Origin of the sequence: Delftia sp. S65, from assembly GCF_016516495.1 — a bacterium.
Lineage (GTDB): Bacteria > Pseudomonadota > Gammaproteobacteria > Burkholderiales > Burkholderiaceae_C > Comamonas > Comamonas acidovorans.
In genome coordinates, this window is sequence record NZ_JACVUR010000060.1 from 1 (window position 1) to 19,737 (window position 19,737).

The following is a 19,737-nucleotide window of genomic DNA, read 5'->3' on the forward strand; positions in this document are numbered from 1 at the left end:
CGGCGAGACGGGGCTGCACTACAACCGGTTCAGGTATTACGATCCTGTGGTGGGGAGGTTTGTGCATCAGGATCCGATTGGGTTGGAGGGGGGTGATAATTTATTCTTGTATGCACCGAATACTAGTAATTGGAGCGATGCATTAGGACTAGCTCCCAAGAAGAGGTGCGGATGCCGCAGAGATCCATGCGATATTACAAGACACCGCGATCAACCATCACCACGTAGGCCCCAAAGACTCGCATCATGTAGTTCAAGACGAATGGGCCAAAAGTCAAGGATACGCCAAATATAATTCAGGTGATGCGCCTTCTATTCTCTTAAATAGAAGTCCAAATCATGGCACAATCACCACGCGACAAAATGCCAGACGCGATGCTCGTTTTGCAGCAGGCAGCGGGAAATGGTCAAGCACAATTCGAGAGGAATTTGAATATTCTTCAAAGGATCTTAAAGCTGCTGGAGTCTCGGAAAAATGCCGAAAGATAGCACTAAAGAAGAGTTATCAATACTTTGATGAAATTGGAGCATTTTGATTATGAATAATATTATTGAATCTATAAAAAATAGAGTATTAAATCAATATGACCGTGACCCACCCCTAGAAGAAAAAAATATTAATGATATATCCAAAATATTAAACCTACCTGCAAATTACGTTGAGTGGATGCGCTGGGCCAACGGAGGAGAAGGGCAATTTGGTAGTCTATATTTATCATTTTGGCCAATAGATGAGCTGGAGATTCTAAATAATGATTTTTTGGTTAAAAAATATCTTGGGGATAAGGCCCTGTGTTTTGCCACTAATGGCGGCGGAGTATGCTATATATTCAAACATCTTCCCAGTGATTCTTCCGTCTGGGCTGTGCCTCTTGGTGATTTAGACTGGGCAAGTGCAAAAAAAATAGGTGATGATTTTCTCGATGCATTGCTCAATGCATTAAATCGAAGCGTCACCGAAGATTAGTCATTATGTAAAACTTTTTCATATTCACAGCGGTGCATCTATTCGTAGGCAGCTGTGCTTTTCCGGAGGGTTAGACTTGTTTAATAGATCCGCCATACACATGGAACTTCAATACTTCCATAGAGTGGCGCGACAACTGGACAACAATTCACTGTATTTTGCAGTGGGCGCCGCGCATTGATCGCGATATGCATTCGAGCGCACCGACCCGCGACATAACGGCGACATTCTCACCAGGGAAATCCGTGGCTCACGCCTGAGCGAATACCTCTACGAGCCCGACAGCTTCGTGCCCCTGGCCAAGCTTGAGTCGGAATGGAAGAGCGAGAAAACCGCAACGCACAGGCAGATACTGAAACGGTCCAGACCAGCTTCGCCATCTACTACTACCACTGCGACCAGATCGGCGCCCCCCCCAGGAACTCACCGACGACGCCGACCGCATCGTCTGGGCCGCCAGCTACTACAAGGTCTGGGGCCAGACCCAACAGTTGCAGTATCTGCGCACCGGCCAAAGCAAAGAATTGGGAAATATCAAAGACTAGGTCGTTGTGGTCCAACGGCACAATAGACCGTCGCTGTACAAGGAAAATCTTGTGTAGTTTTTGGCGGCATTGAAGCCAAAATGGCAGCCGACCATATTGACCCACTTGTTGTGGAGCACTATCGAACTGGAACTAAGGATGTAGTTAAACAGACACAAGTTTCTTCAGTTCAGTCACACGGTCCCACATGCTCTAGAATTCAAGTCGGACAAGCATTTGTATTCTCTAAATGTATGGCTTGGAAAATATAAACGATCATAGCAAAATCAATTCTCTTCAGAAAGAAAAATGTATTCTGGCTGGATCTCCAGAATCTTATCCGGATGAGAGTTTAAAAATTGGCATCGCCTTGCAAACGAAAGGAAAACAACCCGTAACAGGAATGAGAGCCCATCCTGAAAATGGGACTGCCGGCTGGTATATTTGGGCAGGAGAGTACTCTGAAGATCCTGATTTTTTTAAGCCAATACACATTGGCCACGTCCCAGATGTATGGCCCGCACTCATGCCGTACTTGGCTCTTGCACCAGGTTATAGATTTATCATTGACAATGAGGGTTGCGAGGATATTTGGCATGAGCCAGTTATTACGAAAAAATAAGAACCTTCTGCAAAATTCAGCTCTCCAAAACTTTATCCCCATCAAGTCAAATTGATACAATTTACAATTAGCCGAAAATAAAGATTTTATGCATCATCCCAAAACTAATTGGGTAAGTTCATCAACAAAGAAGCCACTTCATCACAAGGAACATCTCCTTTTTAAAAATGATTATAGATTACCAAAAAATCAACCTAATATTAAGAACATATATTAATGGAGATATATGCACAAACATTGAATCAAAAGATAAAACGCCCTCAACTAGAGAAGATGCAGTATCAATGGGTTTCGACGGAACAGGAGATCCAAGCGATCATGAATTATTTGAAAAATACTATCCGACAGTTCGAAAAAATCAAGGTGTTAATTTTAAATTGTACACATTCAAAGGAGAAATATGGAGTAGCGGTCTTGATCTCCACGGATTTAGACTGTCAAATATTTTAAAAATAATTAATGAAAAAATAAACACAAGATTATTCATGGATTAATCAAAAACAAATGGAGCAGTTATAATAAATGACTTATGCGTTTGCAGATTTTCATATTTCAAAAAAAATCCACTTGCTCTTACTTTTGAAACTGACAAGGGAATATTTGAAGAAATGAGTGGAAAAAAAATATCCACGACTGCCATCAATAGTGAGTTCAAAGAAATATTTATAAATCAAACAGGAAGAAATAACAAGAAAATAAACAAATTGACAAATATCATAAATCAAAATTAAATATTAATTTAATAAAATTCATTAAAATACCGCCATGCAAACTCCCCGTGCGGCCGCCAGGACTTCCGCTACGACACCACGGGCCGCATCCTCGCCAGCCTGCCCGCACAAGGCAGCCCGCTGGCCCGCGAACTATTTGCCTTCGACCCCGCCGGCAATCTGCATGGCATCCATGCCCGGCAAAGATGGCCAGTCCGTGGACACCACCCTGGGCGTCGTAGGCGACAACCGCCTGCGCTTCTACCAAGACCTGCACTTTGAATACGACGTGCACGGCAACGTCACCCGCCGCACCTGCGGCAACCAGAAGGCCGGCATTTCAGCAGGTGTTCTGAACCTCGGCGTCTTCCTTGGACGCTGGTTCAATTGCCTTGCGATCGCATCCAGGCCCGCTTGCGAGTAGCCCGACAGGTCAAGTCCTTTGGGAAGATACTGCCTGAGCAACCCGTTCGTGTTCTCGTTGGTGTATTGACCCAGCAGAACCTGCACAGGTCAGGCCCAACGCCGCCCCTTTTCCAGGGCCGATAGGCAACACCTCGGGACTGGTCATCCCCGACACGGCCCCCAACCTCCACGGAGCCACGCCCCCCCATCAAACCCCTCGCCTAGGAAAAAGCTGGTGGCAGCGCCGGGGCAGCGACGTTGTGCACACCGGTCTGGATGTCGTGGGCCTCATCCCCGGCGTTGGCGAAATTGCCGACGGCGCCAACGCTTTGATTTATCTTGCCGAGGGCGATAAAGTCAACGCAGCCTTGAGCGCGGCAGCCATGATCCCGGCCGCTGGGATGGCGGCCACCGGAGTCAAGTATGGGAAGAAGGCCGCAGCAGCGGCAACAGAGGAAGCTCTCACCCTTATGGAATAACAGAAGATGAAGGTCTTGTTATCTGTGTGGATGGTGAGAATATCTCTATGTCGAAAGAACACGGAAAGATTCATGCGATATACGATCCATTGGAACGGATGGCAGCGCTTGATGGAAACCCTCCAGACACAGCACCACTTGGTGTACTTGAAGCCGCTGGCGCAATATTGGCTGGAAGAATAACTGGATGCAATCCTATTTTAATATAAGCCCAGCTGTGTATTTTTCATCAATCGAAAGGATTGGATGCAACCACCATTGTACGAGCAGACCCCAGCGGTAAAATACCAATAGGCTCCTAAAAAATTGGACCAGAAAAAACCACTCAAGGAGGTCCGCAAAGATAGCGGAGCACATATGAAATCCACACCCATAACCTTTGATAAATGTCTGGCGATCGAGGATGATTACTATATGTTTTCATCAAGGCCGGATGGCACCGATGATTCTGCAAAGTTCAGTAGGATTTTCTTTTATGATGCTCAATCTTCGGGAGATCCTTGGAGACACCTAGATTTGCCTAATTTCACAACAGTTAGCATCTGCTCTTCAATCAAGGCTATGGGAAATAGGAGAAAATATGTAATTCTATCGAATAATGGGGAGATATCAGTTTATTGGCCTGGTGGCGCGAGCACCGAGAATATCGCAGAAGCAGGATTGGACAAAGAACTTCCAATATATGGATATTTGAATTCTTTAAAAGAAATAGATGGCGTATTATACGCATGTGGAGGTGGAGGACAAATATATAAACGCGGCACAAATGGATGGCGCGATATTGCAGGAAAACTCAGAAAACAGAGCCCTGCCCCAAAGGCTAATTTATCACCAAATACTCTTGAAATAGGTGATGATATTTCTGATATAGATGGTTATTCAGAAGATGATCTTTATGCTGCTGGACGAGATGGAATATATCACTTTGATGGAATATTGTGGAGTGAAGTTTATATTTCAACTGACGAAATAATTATGAGTATTTTCTGTGCCCCAGATGGAGTTATCTGGGCATGCGGATTCAACGGGGCCATACTTCGAGGTGATTTCAAGAATGGCTTCAAAGACATAAGTCATTATGATGACAACATGATTCTGACCAAGATGGTTTTTTTCCAGAACAGAATATATCTCTCTTCCAATGAAGGACTTTTTTCCTTGGACTATAAAAAAGAAAATTCCAAATTGTATAAAATCAAAGAAATAAAGGAATGTGAGGATATTTCGGTTCACAAAGAAACCTTGATATGCATAGGTCCAAAAAAGATAACTATTTTCAATAACAACGGTCATCGCGAATTAAAGCATCCCGATTTAAAATAATTGGGGTTCACTAGTTTTCACAAAACAAAACAACTCATTGAGCAAACGCCACAGGTGCCATCACAGGCCGCATCGGCCCGCGAGACCTAGTCGCCACACTTCGCGAAGCCCTGGGCCACGAATGGCAGCAGCAATGCAATGCCCACTGCCACCTTGTGCAGGCCACCGACCCGCTGGGCCGCACCACGCGCTACCGCCATGACGCCCGGGGCCGCACCGTGGAAATCATTGACGCCAAGAGCGGCTCCAAGCGCCTGGCCTGGGATGAGGCCGACCGCCTTGTGGCCTACACCGACTGCTAGGGCCAGACCACGCGCTTCGCCTACGACCCCCTAGGTCGGCGCGTCTCCAAGAGCGATGCCTTCGGCAGCACCCACTACCTTTGGGACGGTGACCTCATGGTTCACAGCCAGCGGGGCGCAAGACAGGCGCTCTATATCTATGGGTCTATGGGCCGGGCAGCTTTGTGCGGCTGACCACCGTGCAGGTCTCAGGCGAGGAACACAGCACCTACTGGTACCAGTGCGACCAGATCGGCGCGCCGCTGGAGCTGACCGACGAGCAGGGCGAAGTAACCTGGGCTGCGGACTAAAAGGTCTGGGGTGCGGCGGTCATGCGCAGCGTGTTGCGAACCGGCACCGATGATCGGCCGGTCAGCGCTCGGGCTTGGGGCTCAAAGCCTGTTGCACCACCTCCACCGCCGCCCATTGAGCAACCCTTCCGCTTTCAGGGACAGCAGTTTGATGAAGAGACCGGACTGCACTACAACCGGTTTCGGTATTACGATCCGGTCGTTGGGCGGTTTGTTAGTCAAGGTCCTATTTAACTCTTGGGTGAATTTAACTTATATCAATACACCATAAATTCTATTGAGTGGTTTGTTCTACTTGGTCTCCCTGGAAGAAAATAACACAAACCTCGAATCGAGCCGGGAAATAGCAGGGAGGGATTCCAACATATTGACGAAAGACATATAAGTGGCACTCATCCCGATGGTCTTGGTGATTTGCTTGAACCAGGTACAGCGCAAGCAGAGTTACAGAAAACTTGTGAATGCCTTGTAAAAAATGGAGTAAGAGTTAGTGATCCAAAAAAACGCATTCAAACTTACGAAAAAAGAATGCTAGTCAATGGAGAAATTGACAGAATCAAAGGTGTTTTTGATTCGCACGATGGCAATAGAACAATTACGGCATATAAAGCTAGAAGCGAGCAAATAATGATAAATGTATCCTTTTCGAAGGTAAATGAAGAAAAACCATCTGGTTTTGATTTGGGAGACATGGAATTTATATTAGATAATGAAACAATTACATCAAAAATAAACAAAAAATTCAAGATGATGATTTATCTATCAATAATTTCATTGATCGATGATTTGCTATCTATAAAAAATGGGGGAAAAACAGAGTTCAGCGCTACAGATTCTTCATTCTCATTGTCATTCTCAAACATTAAAGATAGACTGTATATAAAGTACCAAGAAGAACAATTTGGACCATATGAATTTCACTATTTCATGCGAAAAATTTATATTGCCTCACAAGAATTTTATTCATTAAAAAACTCCATAGATAGAAAAGATCCAGCGTTTCATGATTTAACCAATGCCTTTGATCAGCTAAAACTTTTCATCAAAAGTAGTTAATCGCCTTAATTCAATCATTGAATACATGAATTCAGGAAATATGAATATCTAATTTTGTAGATATTATTTACGCAAGGTGCTATAAATTTTTCAAATTATGGGAGATCTCGCCCTGCAGTCTAGATTAAAAATTCCGTAAGTCGTCGATGTTATCTGACGTATTCAAATAGAATATTTTTAAATCAGTGAATACAGTTTGCGTAATTCCTAGTAGACATTAAGCAAACACCAGAGCGCGAGCTTGCAATAACCTTAAATCTTTAGCGCATGTTACGAGCCTACATGCAAGCCGTTAATTCCATCGAAGAATTTTTCATCCTCATTTTCTCAAAACACACGTAAAGTGCATAACCCGCTCTAGAAGTCTATGAACTACTAAATCGAGCAGAATTCCTTGGAATAAATAATATGCAAGATTCAACACTAGATAAATTTGGCGAAGACATTATCCACACAGTTAGAGACTCATCTATAGAAAGAGTCACCGACTGTGCAAACGGGAAATACGCAACAGATGAAGCAAAGAGGTTGCAAGAGTTTTATGCTTCACTTTCAGGAAATCAGAAATCTCATTTTGATTTCCTAGTCGCTTTCGCAGTTGATTCCGCTTTATTCAGAATTCTACGAATGGCAGAGCAAGAAGTTATTGGTATAAGCTATCAAGGAGTTGAAGATATATCAGAACTAAGTGACGGCTTAACTGGCGAAATTTATGGCAATAATGGCTGGATAAAAAAATACAGCAAATTCATAAATTCAATGGAATAAATCCCCGCTGGAGCTGACCGACGAGCAAGGCCAGGTAGCCTGGGCTGCGGACTACAAGGTCTGGGGCGAGGCGGTCATGCCCAAGTGTTGCGGACCGGCACCGGTGATCGGCCGGTCAGCGCGCGGACTTGGGGGTCAAAGCCTGTTGCACCACCTCCATCGCCGTCGATTGAGCAGCCCTTCCGGTTACAGGGGCAGCAGTTTGATGAAGAGACGGGGCTGCATTACAACCGGTTTCGGTAGCATGATTCAAGCCCTGTTTAATGATCATACGAACAACGCTATCTTCTATCAAATAGAAGACCTTAAACCAAATATGAGCCACAAATACGAACCACCATGAAAAATAATACCAAAATCCATTCAGAAATGATAGATGCATTTGTTTCAGATGATTTTGAAGCAATGAAGAAACTAATATCATCAGGTTTGGCAAGTGTAAATTCTGCCGATCCAAGAAAAAATTGTCAGATAACGCCATTAATGCGCGCAGCCATGAGTGATGAGAATAATAATTTTCTTAGATGGCTCATAGAGCATGGTGCCAACGTCAATCAAAAGGACAGTGTAAACTGGACGGCTCTGCATTTTAGTTGCGAATACAAATGCAAGAGAAATATAGAATTTCTCATCCAATCTGGGGCTTCCGTAAACGAAAAAAATAGCACTGGAGCAACTCCACTCCTAAGATTACTCGCTCAAAATACGTCAGAGAATTTTGAAATGGCAAAAATTCTTATAATTAATGGAGCAGATCCATTTCTAAAAAACAATGCTGGAGTTTCTCCAAAAGATATTAATTCAGACCTAATAAAAATCCTGATGAATAATTGAGAAAATATTAGCCATTGAAGCTTGGTGCAATAATTTTCGAGGCTATTCAGGAGGCTGTTAATGGACAATACAACTTATCTTATGGAAAATCTATTTTCCAGAAATGCAAACGACCCTGAGCATGGGGGTCAGAAAATTGGTGAAGAAGAGGATCATAGAGATGAAATCATGATGCTTGATTGCAGCTTCAGAAAACTCTCTCCAATGCTCAAATCTCGGTTTGAATATGCAAGCAGCTGGAAAAATGCCAATCTCGATCAAGACTGGCTAAGTCTTAAAGAAATATCAGAGATATACAATAACGAAATTGCAAGGGAATGGTTAAATTTAAGAAGAGAAAACTGGTCTGAAAATCCGCCCAAAAGTATTTCTGCAAGTCACTGCGCACTTTTTGCACTAAATCCTTACGAACCTGAAGAGGCCTATTTTGTATGGATAGAAGAAATTATTGAGCCGCAAGTGTGGAGATACTTCGGCGCAGACTATAAGATGTTCCTTAATTTAGATAGATTCTTGGAATATCTAGTTGGAGAAAGAGAGAAGGATGATACCAGCCGGTAAGGAGGCATTGCATCTCTGATCTGCTCTTATACCTATAGTTTGGCAGCCCGCTGGCCCGCGAACTATTTACCTTCGACCCCGCCGGCAACCTGCTGGACTCCATGCCCGGCAAAGACGGCCAGCCTGCGGAACCAGTGCGACCAGATCGGCGCGCCGCTGGAGCAAGGGCATCTGTCGCTGGACATTCGTTCAAGGCTACAACTTCGGCAAGCACTCGAAGGCGCTCAGGTGGAAGACGCCATTTCGAGCGATTTGCGAGGCATGGGAGAAAGATCCAGGCCGCTTTAGACTTCATCAGCACCATCTCACTGTGGGACTGAACATCCAACTGTAGCAAACAGGAAATGACTGAATCATACTTGGAAAATAATTCCAAAATCATTTCTAATATAAAATCAATAATATAAGAAATGGCCAATGAAAATTACGACGTATTGCATACAGAAAAACTGCTAGGCAATGCATCGCCACAGGAATATACTGAGCGTTCTCGTGACATCTTTCGCGGAAGATTAATTACAATGCCACCCGACGATGCATTGCAGAAATCATACATATTTGATCTTCCAGGAGATCCAAATGATAAATACGCCATCGATGTATTTCTATGGAGCAACGGCGAAGAAAGTGACGCCGTGGCGACCTTTTGCGTAAGAAGAAATCCGAAGTCCAATGCTCAAGCAGTTTATCTTTATGATCTAAAAACTCCATAACACGTCCAGATATACGCCCCACCGGCCGCATTCTCGCCAGTCTGCCCTTCCAGGGAAGCCCATGAGCCGGGAAGTTTTGTGCCACCGGCCAACATTCAGGACGCGGGCGAAGAACCCAGCACCTACTGGTGCCAATGCGACCAGATCGGCACGCCGCTGGAGCTGGCCGACGCACAGGGCAAGGTGGCGTGGGCTGCGGACTACAAGGTGGCAGCGCTGGGGCAGCGACGTTGTGCGCACAGGTCTGTATGTCGTGGGCCTCATCCCCGGCGTTGGCGAAATTGCCGACGGCGCCAGCGTTGATCTATCTTGCCGAGGGCGATAAAGTCAACACAGCCTTGAATGCAGCAGTCATGATCTTGAGGGCCGGCATGGTGGCCACCGGGACCAAGTATGGAAAGTAGACAGCAGCGGCGACCACAGAAGCCCAGGAAAGAAGGTTGGCGTGAAGCAGCAGAAACTGGTTCATAAAGCAGCCCCACAGGCTAAAGGCGCTGTAGCGGAGAAAGCAGATGACCAAGGGGGTGGAAAAGATAGAGTCAATCCCACGAATCACAAGGATTTCGGTAAAAAATCGACGATGCCTTTGATGAGTACATGCAATCGTTTTCAAGAGTTAAATAGTCTTGATTTTGATAAATACGTGGAAGACATGGTTCTATCTCATAGAGCCGTCAAACCAAAACTACCATCAACATAAGCAATCACAATGAACATCGAAAAATTGCTATCGCTCTTGGGCCATACTTCTACAAGCGATAGTTTTAAGTATTTTCTTCTAGAAAATGGCATAAATAAATTTCCAAAAGGAGATTTCACAACAAGAATAAAAACCAAGGACAAATTGATTTCCATGGAATTTGATCCCACGGATTCATACAAGGAGAAATATCTTTCTCAACCCATTGGGGATGGCGGGTTCACTTTTGAATCCTTCGACATCAACAAAGGCTTCGAAGAAGAAATGCCATTCAAGCTCGACTTCGCAATGGATAAGAACCAAGTCGAAGAAAAATTGGGTAAATCGGTCAGCAAAAATAAGGAAGACCTTGTCCAAATATATAAAAAAGAAACCTATATAGTTATTCTATTCTATAAAAATAAATGGAAAGGCATAGAAACAATAAGAATAAGGAAGATGAACATATTTGACGAAAACAATCTCAGCCTCAAATAGACCCTCCTGTTCCAAGGGATGAAAACTCTTGAAGAACAATAATCACCATATATTGCATGAGCTGGATCTAACAGAAGAGGAGCACGCCTTTTTTATTAGAATTTTCTACGAAGGCTTGATATCTTTTGCCAAGTCCAGAATTTTCGCCGGAAGGAAACAAGACGCAGTTGTGAACTTCAGCCTCGAAGGAACTTAAGAAACCAGGTAGACAGAATGCTGGAAAAAATACATCTTGATTATTTTAAATTGGAAGACATTCAGTATTTTGGAGAAACCGAAGCAAAATTCGCCGACCAAGAGTTTGGCTTATTTATACTGGAATCAATTTCATCCATCGGCAGAAAATTCTCTGAAGCAGATGAACGCGAATTGGATGCGCCGGTCCAATGAAGGCGCAGGAAATTTTGGCGACCTATACCCGACGTTCTGGTCGCTGAACGAACTGGAGCAACTCAACAAAGTGATATTAGCCGCTTATAGGAAATATTTGGATGAATAAAGAATATTACATCATGGCCATCAACGAGGAATTTGGATGCCCTGCTGGATTTTATCATTCCGTACTTGCTAAAGATTTTGAAGAGGTAAAAGCGGACTATGGTTATAACCCCTGGTATGCCGGCCCCAAAAGATACGGAGGAACACTACCATCGCTTCCTGAGAAACTTATTTTGATGGAGAAAAATGAATATAACTATGATGTTCGCAAGGGTGCAGATTACTTTTATGTCATAAGTGCTGGATTCGCAAGATGTCTTCCAGAAATCAAACATAATTTTTCCGAAATCAAGCGTGTTGATTGCGTCGATAGCAAAGGTATTGCTAGAAATACCAGGGATGTTTTTATTGCAATACCAAAGAAGTTCAAAGCCGAAAACTGCTTGGATATTTCAAAGAGCAAACAAATATCCCCAAGAGGCGTTGAATATGAAAGCCTCCATTTCAAGGAGGAATTGGATTTTGACATTTTCGACATTGTGAATATCTCGTCCAGCCAGGCAAGTCTAATTTGTTCAGAGAAGGCAAAAAAGATATTCGAAGATCATGGCATACGATGTGTGAAATACATACCCATAAGTGATATAAACGCAAGCATGCAATCGCATATGAGTGAGCTATACAAACCCGTTGGATTTTATGATCCGGTATGAAAATTCAATTTTCGCTGGCTATTTGATTAAAGTAGAGTATCGATATGAGCATTGGCTCGTCTAAAATTTCTTTTGAAAATATGCACAGGATTTGAAGAAACCAACACCCCATAGAAAAAATAGAATCACCACCTTTCGACGAAAGAAGAAGCAAACTCATTGAGCTATGCGGCACATTAATTACTTCGATTGTCTTGTTGAGTATTTTTCCAAGCACAAGATCAGCACCCTTCTTGATCCTCAAGAAATCATGGATCTTTCCGAGTCCATATATGAAGATCTTATGCTGTGTGCAGAAGCAAGACTGCTAGTGCAGGATTCACATTCTTATTTTGAAAAAATGCTCAGCGTATATCATCGACAAGGCCATCCCTGTGCCTGGACTGGTGGTAATAACTGGAGAAGTGGAGATTTTGTTGTCTATGCGACATAACTATCGACATCAATGACGTTCTGCTATTTGAAGTGTTGTCACGGAATCTATGTCAATGGTCAAAGATATTCCAAATGCAAAAATACAGATCATGGATCTATTGAAGATCATCTGCAATCATCAAATTACCCAAAACAAGCAAATTTTGGACGAAGATAACTCATTCGAAATTTCACGTGTCTTAGAAAACTACATTTCCAACCCAAAGCACAAGAGGCAGAGGTACACGATGCCTCCAGAATCAAGTGTGGCAGAAATGGAAACACGGGAAGGATTGGGGCTATTTGACAAGCTTTCAGACATTGATCTCTGGATTGATGGAGAGCCATCTGATTTAACTGCTGTATTCAGAATAAAAACATCGGCATGCACTGGTGAATCCACTGTATTTCTTTATGACTTGAAGGTATTATAGATATTCAATCGTACAACACAGGAAAATGTCCCGCATAATTTTGCGATCGCATTATTCCAAATTTGATTTTCATGGGCAAGATGACAGCACCCCTCATTAATCAACTCATTATTCATCCATGAAAAATCTCATCAATCTCAAGAAAGTCATTGAGGAAATTTCCATTAATGAAGGATGGCTCTACGCAAAGACTGATATCGATATAGAAGATGATGCCAAGGTATTTTTCTATAGCGCGGATTTAAATCAGAGTCCCCAGGATGAATTACAAGTTAGAGAATTATTTTTCAGGGCAGGATTTTCCCCCTATCTTTCAAAAGAAGATGTGGAGGATATAATCGAAAATCTGGAACAGCAAGTGGAATTACCCACCATCGTTGACTATATAAATGCGATACGTTTTTATAAAAAGCATGATGCATTTATCGTTATGTGACAATGAGCAAAAAACCCCAAGGAATGACAAGTGATGGCAGCAAGAGGAAGCGCAGCGCTTTCTGGCCGCCACGGGCTATCGCCTGCCTTGGGACCATGAGTGGAAGTACGTTGCGAAGGCGGGCACGGAGCGGCTGTATGTGTGCGGGGACGTGGTTCCCCAGCGCGATCCGTCCGGGGATGTGTGCCTGACCCAGTTTGGCGATGGACAGGGCCGTATGGGCCAATCCGTGCACAGCCGTTGTTGTGGCGCTCCTGGCACAGCAATGTTCTGGTGGCGTCATTTTTCGGCTTTAGGATGGCGGGCCATGCGCAATTCCCACTCCCTTTGGACGGCAGCAGCCCTGGGCCTGGCAGCCTGTCTCGGCACCAGCCCGGCCCATGCAGCCCGGCCCATGATCACGGACGATGCCCGCATCGTCGATGCCAAGTCCTGCCAGTTGGAAAGCTGGGTCAAGTCAAAAAAGGACAGCACGGAGTTCTGGGCACAGCCGGCCTGCAATTTCACGGGCAATCTGGAGCTGACGCTGGGCGCGGCACGCACGCGAGAGGACGGCAGCAGCCGGACCACGGATGTGGTGATCCAGGGCAAGACCCTGTTCAAGGAACTGCAGCCCAATGGCTGGGGCTGGGGCCTGGCCGTGGGCAATGCCCGGCATCCGAATGACGAGGGCCAGGGCCGGGGGGATCTGTACGCCTATGTGCCCGTCACGTTCTCGCTGCGCGATGACCGGCTGTTCTTCCACACCAACGTGGGCTGGCTGCGCACGGCGCAGGCGCATCGCAACCTCATGACCTGGGGCCTGGCCACCGAGGCCCAATTGAGCCAGAGCACCTGGCTGATTGCCGAGACATTCGGCCAAAACCAGGGCAAGCCCTTCTACCAGATGGGCCTGCGCTACTGGCTGGTGCCTGGACATGTGCAGATCGATGCCACCTACGGTAACCGCGCGGGCAGCAGCACGCAGGAACGGTGGTTTTCCATCGGCCTGCGGCTGCTGTCCTCACCGTTCCTGCCCTGATTCCTTTCCAGCTTGCGCCCTGCCCGGCCCGCTGCTCACAGCGCGCCAAACCGCCTGAGCACCATGAAGGCCGCCATGGCCAGCACGCCCAGCATCAGAGAGAGCTGATTGGCGCAGGCCAGATTGCCATCCAATACGTTGTTGTAGATGGCCAGTGACAGGGTTTCCGTCCGGCCGATGATGTTGCCGCCCAGCATGAGCGACAGGCCGACCTCGCCCAGCGCACGGCCCCCCGACAGGATCAGGCCGGCCGCAATGCCGCGCCGGGCCAGCGGCAGCTCGATGCGCCAGAACACCGACCAGGGGCGGTGCCCCAGCATGGCCGCCGCCTCCAGCAGGCGTGGCGAAGTGCCTGCAAAGGCGGCCTGCGTGGGCTTGACCATGAGCGGCAACCCGGCAATGAAGGCCGCAATGACCAGGCCCGTTTGTGAAAACACGATGTCGGGCCGCAGCACGGCCGGCAGCATCTGGGTGACAAGCCCTTGCCGGCCCAGCAGCACCAGCAGGCCATAGCCCAGCACGATGGGCGGAAACACCAGCGGCAGGCTGACCAGTGCATCGACCAGCTGGCGCCCCGCAAACCGGCGCCGTGCCAGCAGCCAGCCCAGGCCCGCGCCCACCAGCAATTGCAGCATCAGGCTCCAGGCAATGACATGCGCGGTCAGGGCCAGCGGCGCCTGGGCGCAAACGGAGTCGTTCATGGACTGTCAGTTGCCAGCAGGGATTGGGTGGCCCATCAAAGGCCGTGCCGCTCCAGCACCTGGCGGGCCTGCGGCGTGGCGATGAAGTCCAGCAGCGCCTGCAGTTGCGGTGATGAGGCGCGGCCCTTGAGCACGGCCAGGCTCAGTTCGATGGGCGGATGGCAGCTGGCCGCCACCGGCACGCTGGCGCCCACGCGGTCTTTCAGGGCCAGGGCCTCGGTCTTGTTGACAAAGCCTGCGTCCACCTCGCCGGTGGTCACATAGGCGCTGACCTGGGGCACCGTGGCCACTTCGACCAGGCGTTCGCCCAGCGTCTGCGCCAGGCCCAGGCGCTCCAGGCAGATGCGCGCCGCGTTGCCGTACACGGCCTTGCTGCGGTCGGCGATGGCAATGCGCTTGAATTCGGGCCTGGCCAGGTCCTGCACGCTTTCCAGGCGCTGGCCGCGCGCTGCCACCAGCACCAGCTGGCCCTGGCCCAGCGTGATGTAGCGCTCGGCCAGTTGCATGGGCTCGACAAAGGCGCGGTCGCCAATCAGCACGGCGATCTCCGGGTTCTGGCGGGCCTGGGTCTCGATCTGCTTCATGTTGCCAAAGCTGGCCTCGGCGCGAATGCCCGTGGCCTGGCTGAAGGCATGCAGCAGTTCCAGCACGGGCTTGCGGTAGCCGGCGCCAGCGGCCAGCAGCAGGCCATCATCGGCATGGGCCAGGCTGGCCGAGCCAGCCAACAACAGCGCCAGGAGCGGCGCCAGACCGCGGGACAGTATGCGTTTGAACATGGATTTCCTCCTCTAGAACGCGGCGTTGAAGCCCACGCTCCTCTCTTTACGAAATATTCAATCGTATACGACGAATCCCGCACCCACCCATGTGTTCCTACTGCAGCGTCCATAAAAAAGCCTCCATGCATGAGGCATGGAGGCCGGCAGGCATGGCTGCCTGCGTCTCGGGCCAAGGTGTTTGGCCGCAGCGCTTACTTGTTGGGCTTGGCCGCAGGGCCGGCAGCGATGGGCTCCACGCCTTCGGGCTTGACGTAGGTGACCGAGGTCACATAGTGCACACCGTCGTATTTTTCTGCACCGTTCGGGCCGGTGCGCTCGCCGCCGCTGCGCTCGTCGTGCGTGGCTTCGGCCACGTAGGTGCCCTTCCAGGGCATGTCGAACTGCACCAGGCCCTGCTCGTCGGCATGGGCTTCCTTGCTCCAGCCCGATTGCACGGTCAGAACCACCTTGGCCTTGGGCAGGGGCTGGCCCTTGTAGATGACCTTGAACTCGCCGGCATTGCCCGAGGGCACGACATCCAGCGTGAGGCGCGGGGCCTGGGCGGCAAAGCCGGTGATCAGGCGCGCAGCCGGGTGGTACCAGTTGCGCAGTTCCTGCTCGCCCTTCTTGCTGGTGTACAGCGGGTAGCCGGCATCCTCGGCCACGATGCTGTCGCCCTGGCCGGCCTTGAAGGGCAGCGCAAAGCCGGTGCCGGTCTTGCGGCCATCGGCCGCCTTCTCGCCATGGGCAGACACCAGGGTGGCCACGGGCTTGCCGAACTTGTCGAGCAGGCCCGGCGATGTCTCGCGCAGGTTGTCGCCAAACTCGCCAAAGCGGATCACGGCGGTTTCGCCGGCCGGCTGTTCCAGCCAGATCTGGTGGGCCTGGCTGGCGCCGCTGGCGGCCAGGAGTGCGGAGACAAGAATCCAGTGTTTCTTCATTGCAGCTTCCTCAAAGGACAAAAAAACAGCCATCGGCGCCACAACGGGCCGACGGCATGAACGTGCTTGGGGAGTGGGGTGCGGCCGCATGGCGCCGCATTGGTTATTGAATGCGAATGGTTTGCATTCTATGCGCATTGCACACCGCCCCGGCGCAGTTCACCAGGTGGCTGCAATGGGGCCCGGCCCAGCGTTCAGGCGGCATCCTCGATGCGCACCGGCTCGCCCGTGAAGGCCAACTCCTCGGCGGCCTGCTCCCAAGGGCTCCGGTCAGCCGCCCTGGCCGGGCGCAGCACAAAGCCCTCGCCTTCCGCGTGCGTGGTGCTGGCCGCGGGCGGCAGCGGCAGGCCCATGCGCTCATGCGCCTGGGCCACGAGGGTGCGGGCGTAGATTTCTGCGGCCATGCTGCGCAGGCGCGGCTTGTAGACCTTGCCCACGTTGGTGGTGGGCAGCGCATCGATGATGCGCACATAGCGCGGGCGCGCAGGCGCTTCGTCCACGCCGGCTGCGGCAAAGGCCAGCAGTTCGGTCTCATCGGCCTGGGCGCCGGGCTGGAGCGCGACAAAGGCCACAGGCACCTCGCCCGCATAGGCATCGGGTGCGCCCACGGCGGCGCAGGCCTTGACGGCGGGATGGCGCTCCAGCGCCTGCTCTATCACCTGCGGATCGATGTTATGGCCGCTGCGGATGATGACGTCCTTGGAACGCCCGCGCAGCCGCAGCAGGCCATCGGCGCCCACCGAGCCCAGGTCCCCCGTGATCAGCCAGCCGTCATCGGTGAGGTAGCTGGACGGCCCGATGCCGCCCAGGTAGCCGGAAAACAGGTTGGGCGACTGGAACACCACCATGCCGGTTTCGCCGGGCGCGGCTTCCTGGTCCGATGGCCTGCCGTCCGGCCCCATGCGGCGCACGGCCAGGCGCGCAAACGGCAGGCGCAGGCCCACATGGCCCGCTGCCGCGTGCAGGCCGGGCGGCGTGATGGTGGAGATGCCCGTCATCTCGGTCATGCCCAGGCTCTCGTGCACATGGAAGCCGCTGTGCGCCTTGAAGCGCGCCGCCACCTCGGGCGACAGCGGCGCGGCGCCTGTGCGGAAGTAGCGGATGGAGGACACATCGGCCCCCAGCAGCGGCACCTCCACCAGCGCGGCCAGCACCGTGGGCACGGCCGACATCAGCGTGGGCTTCCACTGTGCCGCCATGCGCCAGAAGCCGGCAATCACGGCCTTGTTGCGAAACAGCCCCGTGGTCGGAATGATGACGTGGGCTCCGGCCGAGAAGCAGGCCAGCGAGCCCGGCAGCACGCCCGCCACATGGAACAGCGGGTAGCCGTTGATGGTGCGGTCGGCCGTGTTCAGGCCCTGCATCTGCACGCTGGCCCAGGCGGTGTAGACCTGGGCGCCATGCGTCTGCACGGCGATCTTGGGCGCACCCGTGGTGCCCCCGGTATGGAAGTAGGCCGCCACGTCGCCGGCCTGGGGCTGGCGCCCGCTCACCAGCCGGTCGGAGGGCTGGGCGGCCAGGGCGGCATGCAGATCGCTGGCGGGCCAGCGCTGTCCATTCGCCTGGGGAACCCGACCTTCATGCGAAACCCAGAGCACATGCGCCAGGTCCGCATCCAGCGCCGTGACTTTCTCGCGGATGCCGGCATCGTCCTCGTCCGCCCAGGCGATCAGAAAGCGCGCGCCCGTGGTCCGCATCAGGGCAGAGATCTTCTCGGCACTCAGCAGCGGATTGATGGGCTGCACGATGCCCGCCGCCTCGCCGCCCCACAGCGCAAAGTGGTACTCCATGCAGCCGGGCAGCAGGATGGCCACCGTGTCGCTGGCGCACATGCCCAGCGCATGCAGGGCGTTGGCCGTCTGGTGGATCTTGCCCAGCAGTTCGGCATAGCTCAGGTGCCGGGAGTCATCCACGCTGCCGGCCTGGGGCAGAAAGCTCAGCGCCCTGCCCTGGCCGTGCTCACGCGCAGAGTTGCAAAACAGGTCGTAGACCGTTTGCGCCGTGATCAGCCCGGCCATGGGCTGGCTTTCGATGGCCTCCACATCGGCCAGGGAACGCACGGCCCGCAGGGGCCGGAACATGGATTGCACAGGGATAGGACTCATGGCCATTGATTCACTCCGCGCCCAGGCCGTTGGTGCGCACCACCTCGCCCCAGCGTGTGTAGTCGCTGCGGATCAGGCCCTCGGTGTCCTGGGGGTTGAGGTAGGCGGCCGTCACGCCGATCTTCTCGAAGCGGTCGCACACCTCGTCGGTGGCCAGCAGCTGGCGCGAGGTGGCGCTGAGCTTGTCGATGATGGCGCGCGGCGTGTCCTTGGGTGCCACCAGGCCGCCCCAGGACGACGCCTCATAGCCGCCAAAGCCCTGCTCGGCCATGGTCTGCACGCCGTCCAGCGCCTTCACGCGCTGCGGCGTGCCCACCGCCAGCGCCCTCAGCCGGCCGCTGCGGATATGGGGCAGCGCCGACACCATGTCCGCATAGATCACCGGCACCACGCCGCCCAGCGTGTCGTTCATGGCGGGCGCGCTGCCCTTGTAGGCCACGTGTTGCATGGTGTGCAGCTTGGCGGATTTCATCAGTTCCATGCTCAGGTGGCCCGAGCTGCCCGCCCCGGAGCTGGTGTAGTCCAGCGTGGCGGGCTGCGCCTTGGCGTACTGGAACAGCGATTTGAGGTCCGTCACCTTGGGCAAGGACTGCGCATTGACCGCAATCACATTGGGCAGGTCATAGATCTTAGTGACCGAGGCGAAATCCGTGGCCGGGTGGAACTTGACGTTCTTGAAGAAATGCGGCGCCATGATGGTGGGCGTGACCATCATCATCAGCGTATAGCCGTCAGGCGCTGCCGTGCGGAACTGGCCTGCCGCCACCGCGCCCGATGCGCCGGGCTTGTTCTCTATCACCACGGGCTGGCCCAGCTGGCGCGCCAGCGCCTCGGCGTAAACGCGCGCCGCGCCATCAGTGGGTCCGCCCGGCGGGAAGGGAACGACCAGGCGAATCGGCCTGTCGGGCCAGGCACCGGTATCGGTATTGGCCTGTGCCGCGCCGCACAGCGATGCGAACGCAGCCATGCCGAGGGCGCCCAGCGCCATGCCCTTGGCCAACGCCTGTCTTTTTGTGATGTCTGCCATCTTGTCTCCTTGAATGTT

General features: G+C 51.2%; 27 protein-coding genes and 3 pseudogenes. 24 read left to right on the forward strand and 6 right to left on the reverse strand.

The genetic code is table 11. The features are described from left to right. From IAE24_RS30775 to IAE24_RS27795, 4 genes and pseudogenes are all read left to right on the forward strand, one after another. A pseudogene (locus tag IAE24_RS30775) lies at window positions 1-536 on the forward strand (RHS repeat-associated core domain-containing protein); the annotation flags it as partial. A gap of 2 nt (window positions 537-538) precedes the next feature. Next, window positions 539-967, forward strand: coding sequence for an SMI1/KNR4 family protein (locus IAE24_RS27785; protein WP_199962299.1), 429 nt, complete (start codon window positions 539-541; stop codon window positions 965-967). 783 nt (window positions 968-1,750) lie between these two features. After that, the gene (locus tag IAE24_RS27790; protein WP_233630796.1) at window positions 1,751-2,113 is read left to right on the forward strand and encodes an immunity protein Imm33 domain-containing protein; all 363 of its coding nucleotides are present in this window, start codon (window positions 1,751-1,753) and stop codon (window positions 2,111-2,113) included. Between the two features lie 167 nt (window positions 2,114-2,280). Continuing rightward, window positions 2,281-2,607, forward strand: coding sequence for a hypothetical protein (locus tag IAE24_RS27795; protein WP_199962301.1), 327 nt, complete (start codon window positions 2,281-2,283; stop codon window positions 2,605-2,607). A 477-nt stretch (window positions 2,608-3,084) separates the two neighbouring features. On the opposite strand, the pseudogene IAE24_RS27800 reads toward IAE24_RS27795, so the two are convergent. After that, window positions 3,085-3,309: pseudogene (locus IAE24_RS27800) on the reverse strand (hypothetical protein); the annotation flags it as partial. 179 nt (window positions 3,310-3,488) lie between these two features. On the opposite strand from IAE24_RS27800, the gene IAE24_RS30450 reads away from it, so the two are divergent. The 20 genes and pseudogenes from IAE24_RS30450 to IAE24_RS27890 all read left to right on the forward strand — a co-directional run bounded on the left by IAE24_RS30450 (window position 3,489) and on the right by IAE24_RS27890 (window position 14,187). Continuing rightward, window positions 3,489-3,707: a hypothetical protein gene (locus tag IAE24_RS30450; protein WP_233626401.1), complete on the forward strand. Its 219-nt coding sequence runs from the start codon at window positions 3,489-3,491 to the stop codon at window positions 3,705-3,707. Between the two features lie 357 nt (window positions 3,708-4,064). After that, complete coding sequence (locus IAE24_RS27810) at window positions 4,065-5,030, forward strand: hypothetical protein (protein WP_199962302.1); 966 nt, start codon at window positions 4,065-4,067, stop codon at window positions 5,028-5,030. Window positions 5,031-5,185: 155 nt separating this feature from the next. Continuing rightward, window positions 5,186-5,332 carry an RHS repeat domain-containing protein gene (locus IAE24_RS30780; protein ID WP_199962303.1) on the forward strand — a complete coding sequence of 49 codons (147 nt, stop codon included), beginning with the start codon at window positions 5,186-5,188 and terminating at the stop codon, window positions 5,330-5,332. Window positions 5,333-5,496: 164 nt separating this feature from the next. After that, the gene (locus tag IAE24_RS30460) at window positions 5,497-5,622 is read left to right on the forward strand and encodes an RHS domain-containing protein (protein ID WP_325100574.1); all 126 of its coding nucleotides are present in this window, start codon (window positions 5,497-5,499) and stop codon (window positions 5,620-5,622) included. A 21-nt stretch (window positions 5,623-5,643) separates the two neighbouring features. After that, window positions 5,644-5,856 (forward strand): RHS repeat-associated core domain-containing protein, encoded by a 213-nt coding sequence (locus IAE24_RS30465; protein ID WP_233626402.1) that lies wholly within the window; start codon window positions 5,644-5,646, stop codon window positions 5,854-5,856. A 180-nt stretch (window positions 5,857-6,036) separates the two neighbouring features. Then, window positions 6,037-6,678: a hypothetical protein gene (locus IAE24_RS27825; RefSeq protein WP_199962304.1), complete on the forward strand. Its 642-nt coding sequence runs from the start codon at window positions 6,037-6,039 to the stop codon at window positions 6,676-6,678. Between the two features lie 408 nt (window positions 6,679-7,086). Next, on the forward strand, window positions 7,087-7,446 hold the full coding sequence (locus IAE24_RS27830; protein WP_199962305.1) for a hypothetical protein: 360 nt from the start codon (window positions 7,087-7,089) through the stop codon (window positions 7,444-7,446). A 13-nt stretch (window positions 7,447-7,459) separates the two neighbouring features. Beyond that, window positions 7,460-7,789, forward strand: coding sequence for an RHS domain-containing protein (locus IAE24_RS27835; RefSeq protein ID WP_233626407.1), 330 nt, complete (start codon window positions 7,460-7,462; stop codon window positions 7,787-7,789). Continuing rightward, window positions 7,786-8,280 carry an ankyrin repeat domain-containing protein gene (locus IAE24_RS27840; protein ID WP_199962306.1) on the forward strand — a complete coding sequence of 165 codons (495 nt, stop codon included), beginning with the start codon at window positions 7,786-7,788 and terminating at the stop codon, window positions 8,278-8,280. The genes IAE24_RS27835 and IAE24_RS27840 overlap by 4 nt, the downstream gene beginning before the upstream one ends. 60 nt (window positions 8,281-8,340) lie before the next feature. After that, window positions 8,341-8,841 carry a hypothetical protein gene (locus IAE24_RS27845; RefSeq protein ID WP_199962307.1) on the forward strand — a complete coding sequence of 167 codons (501 nt, stop codon included), beginning with the start codon at window positions 8,341-8,343 and terminating at the stop codon, window positions 8,839-8,841. 184 nt (window positions 8,842-9,025) lie between these two features. Beyond that, window positions 9,026-9,175, forward strand: a pseudogene (locus tag IAE24_RS30470) (integrase core domain-containing protein); the annotation flags it as partial. A gap of 76 nt (window positions 9,176-9,251) precedes the next feature. Further along, a complete protein-coding gene (locus IAE24_RS27850; RefSeq protein WP_199962308.1) occupies window positions 9,252-9,554 on the forward strand; it encodes a DUF7668 domain-containing protein in 303 nt (100 codons plus the stop codon). A gap of 78 nt (window positions 9,555-9,632) precedes the next feature. Further along, window positions 9,633-9,857 (forward strand): RHS domain-containing protein, encoded by a 225-nt coding sequence (locus tag IAE24_RS30785; protein ID WP_199962309.1) that lies wholly within the window; start codon window positions 9,633-9,635, stop codon window positions 9,855-9,857. Window positions 9,858-9,999: 142 nt separating this feature from the next. Then, window positions 10,000-10,254 (forward strand): hypothetical protein, encoded by a 255-nt coding sequence (locus IAE24_RS27860; RefSeq protein ID WP_199962310.1) that lies wholly within the window; start codon window positions 10,000-10,002, stop codon window positions 10,252-10,254. A gap of 9 nt (window positions 10,255-10,263) precedes the next feature. Continuing rightward, window positions 10,264-10,731, forward strand: a complete 468-nt coding sequence (locus tag IAE24_RS27865; RefSeq protein ID WP_199962311.1) for a hypothetical protein — start codon at window positions 10,264-10,266, stop codon at window positions 10,729-10,731. Between the two features lie 213 nt (window positions 10,732-10,944). Continuing rightward, complete coding sequence (locus IAE24_RS27870; RefSeq protein ID WP_199962312.1) at window positions 10,945-11,121, forward strand: hypothetical protein; 177 nt, start codon at window positions 10,945-10,947, stop codon at window positions 11,119-11,121. A 101-nt stretch (window positions 11,122-11,222) separates the two neighbouring features. Further along, the gene (locus IAE24_RS27875) at window positions 11,223-11,882 is read left to right on the forward strand and encodes a hypothetical protein (protein ID WP_199962313.1); all 660 of its coding nucleotides are present in this window, start codon (window positions 11,223-11,225) and stop codon (window positions 11,880-11,882) included. 488 nt (window positions 11,883-12,370) lie between these two features. Next, a complete protein-coding gene (locus IAE24_RS27880; RefSeq protein WP_183021432.1) occupies window positions 12,371-12,730 on the forward strand; it encodes a hypothetical protein in 360 nt (119 codons plus the stop codon). Window positions 12,731-12,848: 118 nt separating this feature from the next. Continuing rightward, a complete protein-coding gene (locus IAE24_RS27885) occupies window positions 12,849-13,166 on the forward strand; it encodes a DUF7716 domain-containing protein (protein ID WP_199962314.1) in 318 nt (105 codons plus the stop codon). A 307-nt stretch (window positions 13,167-13,473) separates the two neighbouring features. Next, a complete protein-coding gene (locus IAE24_RS27890) occupies window positions 13,474-14,187 on the forward strand; it encodes a hypothetical protein (RefSeq protein WP_199962315.1) in 714 nt (237 codons plus the stop codon). Window positions 14,188-14,222: 35 nt separating this feature from the next. Here IAE24_RS27890 and IAE24_RS27895 read toward each other — a convergent pair whose 3' ends face one another. The 5 genes from IAE24_RS27895 to IAE24_RS27915 all read right to left on the reverse strand — a co-directional run bounded on the left by IAE24_RS27895 (window position 14,223) and on the right by IAE24_RS27915 (window position 19,719). Continuing rightward, window positions 14,223-14,888: a molybdate ABC transporter permease subunit gene (locus IAE24_RS27895; RefSeq protein ID WP_199962316.1), complete on the reverse strand. Its 666-nt coding sequence runs from the start codon at window positions 14,886-14,888 to the stop codon at window positions 14,223-14,225. 35 nt (window positions 14,889-14,923) lie between these two features. After that, complete coding sequence (gene modA / locus IAE24_RS27900; protein ID WP_199962317.1) at window positions 14,924-15,664, reverse strand: molybdate ABC transporter substrate-binding protein; 741 nt, start codon at window positions 15,662-15,664, stop codon at window positions 14,924-14,926. A gap of 194 nt (window positions 15,665-15,858) precedes the next feature. Further along, window positions 15,859-16,587: a DUF4198 domain-containing protein gene (locus IAE24_RS27905; RefSeq protein ID WP_199962318.1), complete on the reverse strand. Its 729-nt coding sequence runs from the start codon at window positions 16,585-16,587 to the stop codon at window positions 15,859-15,861. Window positions 16,588-16,781: 194 nt separating this feature from the next. Continuing rightward, window positions 16,782-18,698, reverse strand: a complete 1,917-nt coding sequence (locus tag IAE24_RS27910) for an AMP-binding protein (RefSeq protein WP_199962319.1) — start codon at window positions 18,696-18,698, stop codon at window positions 16,782-16,784. A gap of 4 nt (window positions 18,699-18,702) precedes the next feature. After that, a complete protein-coding gene (locus IAE24_RS27915; RefSeq protein ID WP_199962320.1) occupies window positions 18,703-19,719 on the reverse strand; it encodes a Bug family tripartite tricarboxylate transporter substrate binding protein in 1,017 nt (338 codons plus the stop codon). Window positions 19,720-19,737 lie beyond the last annotated feature (18 nt).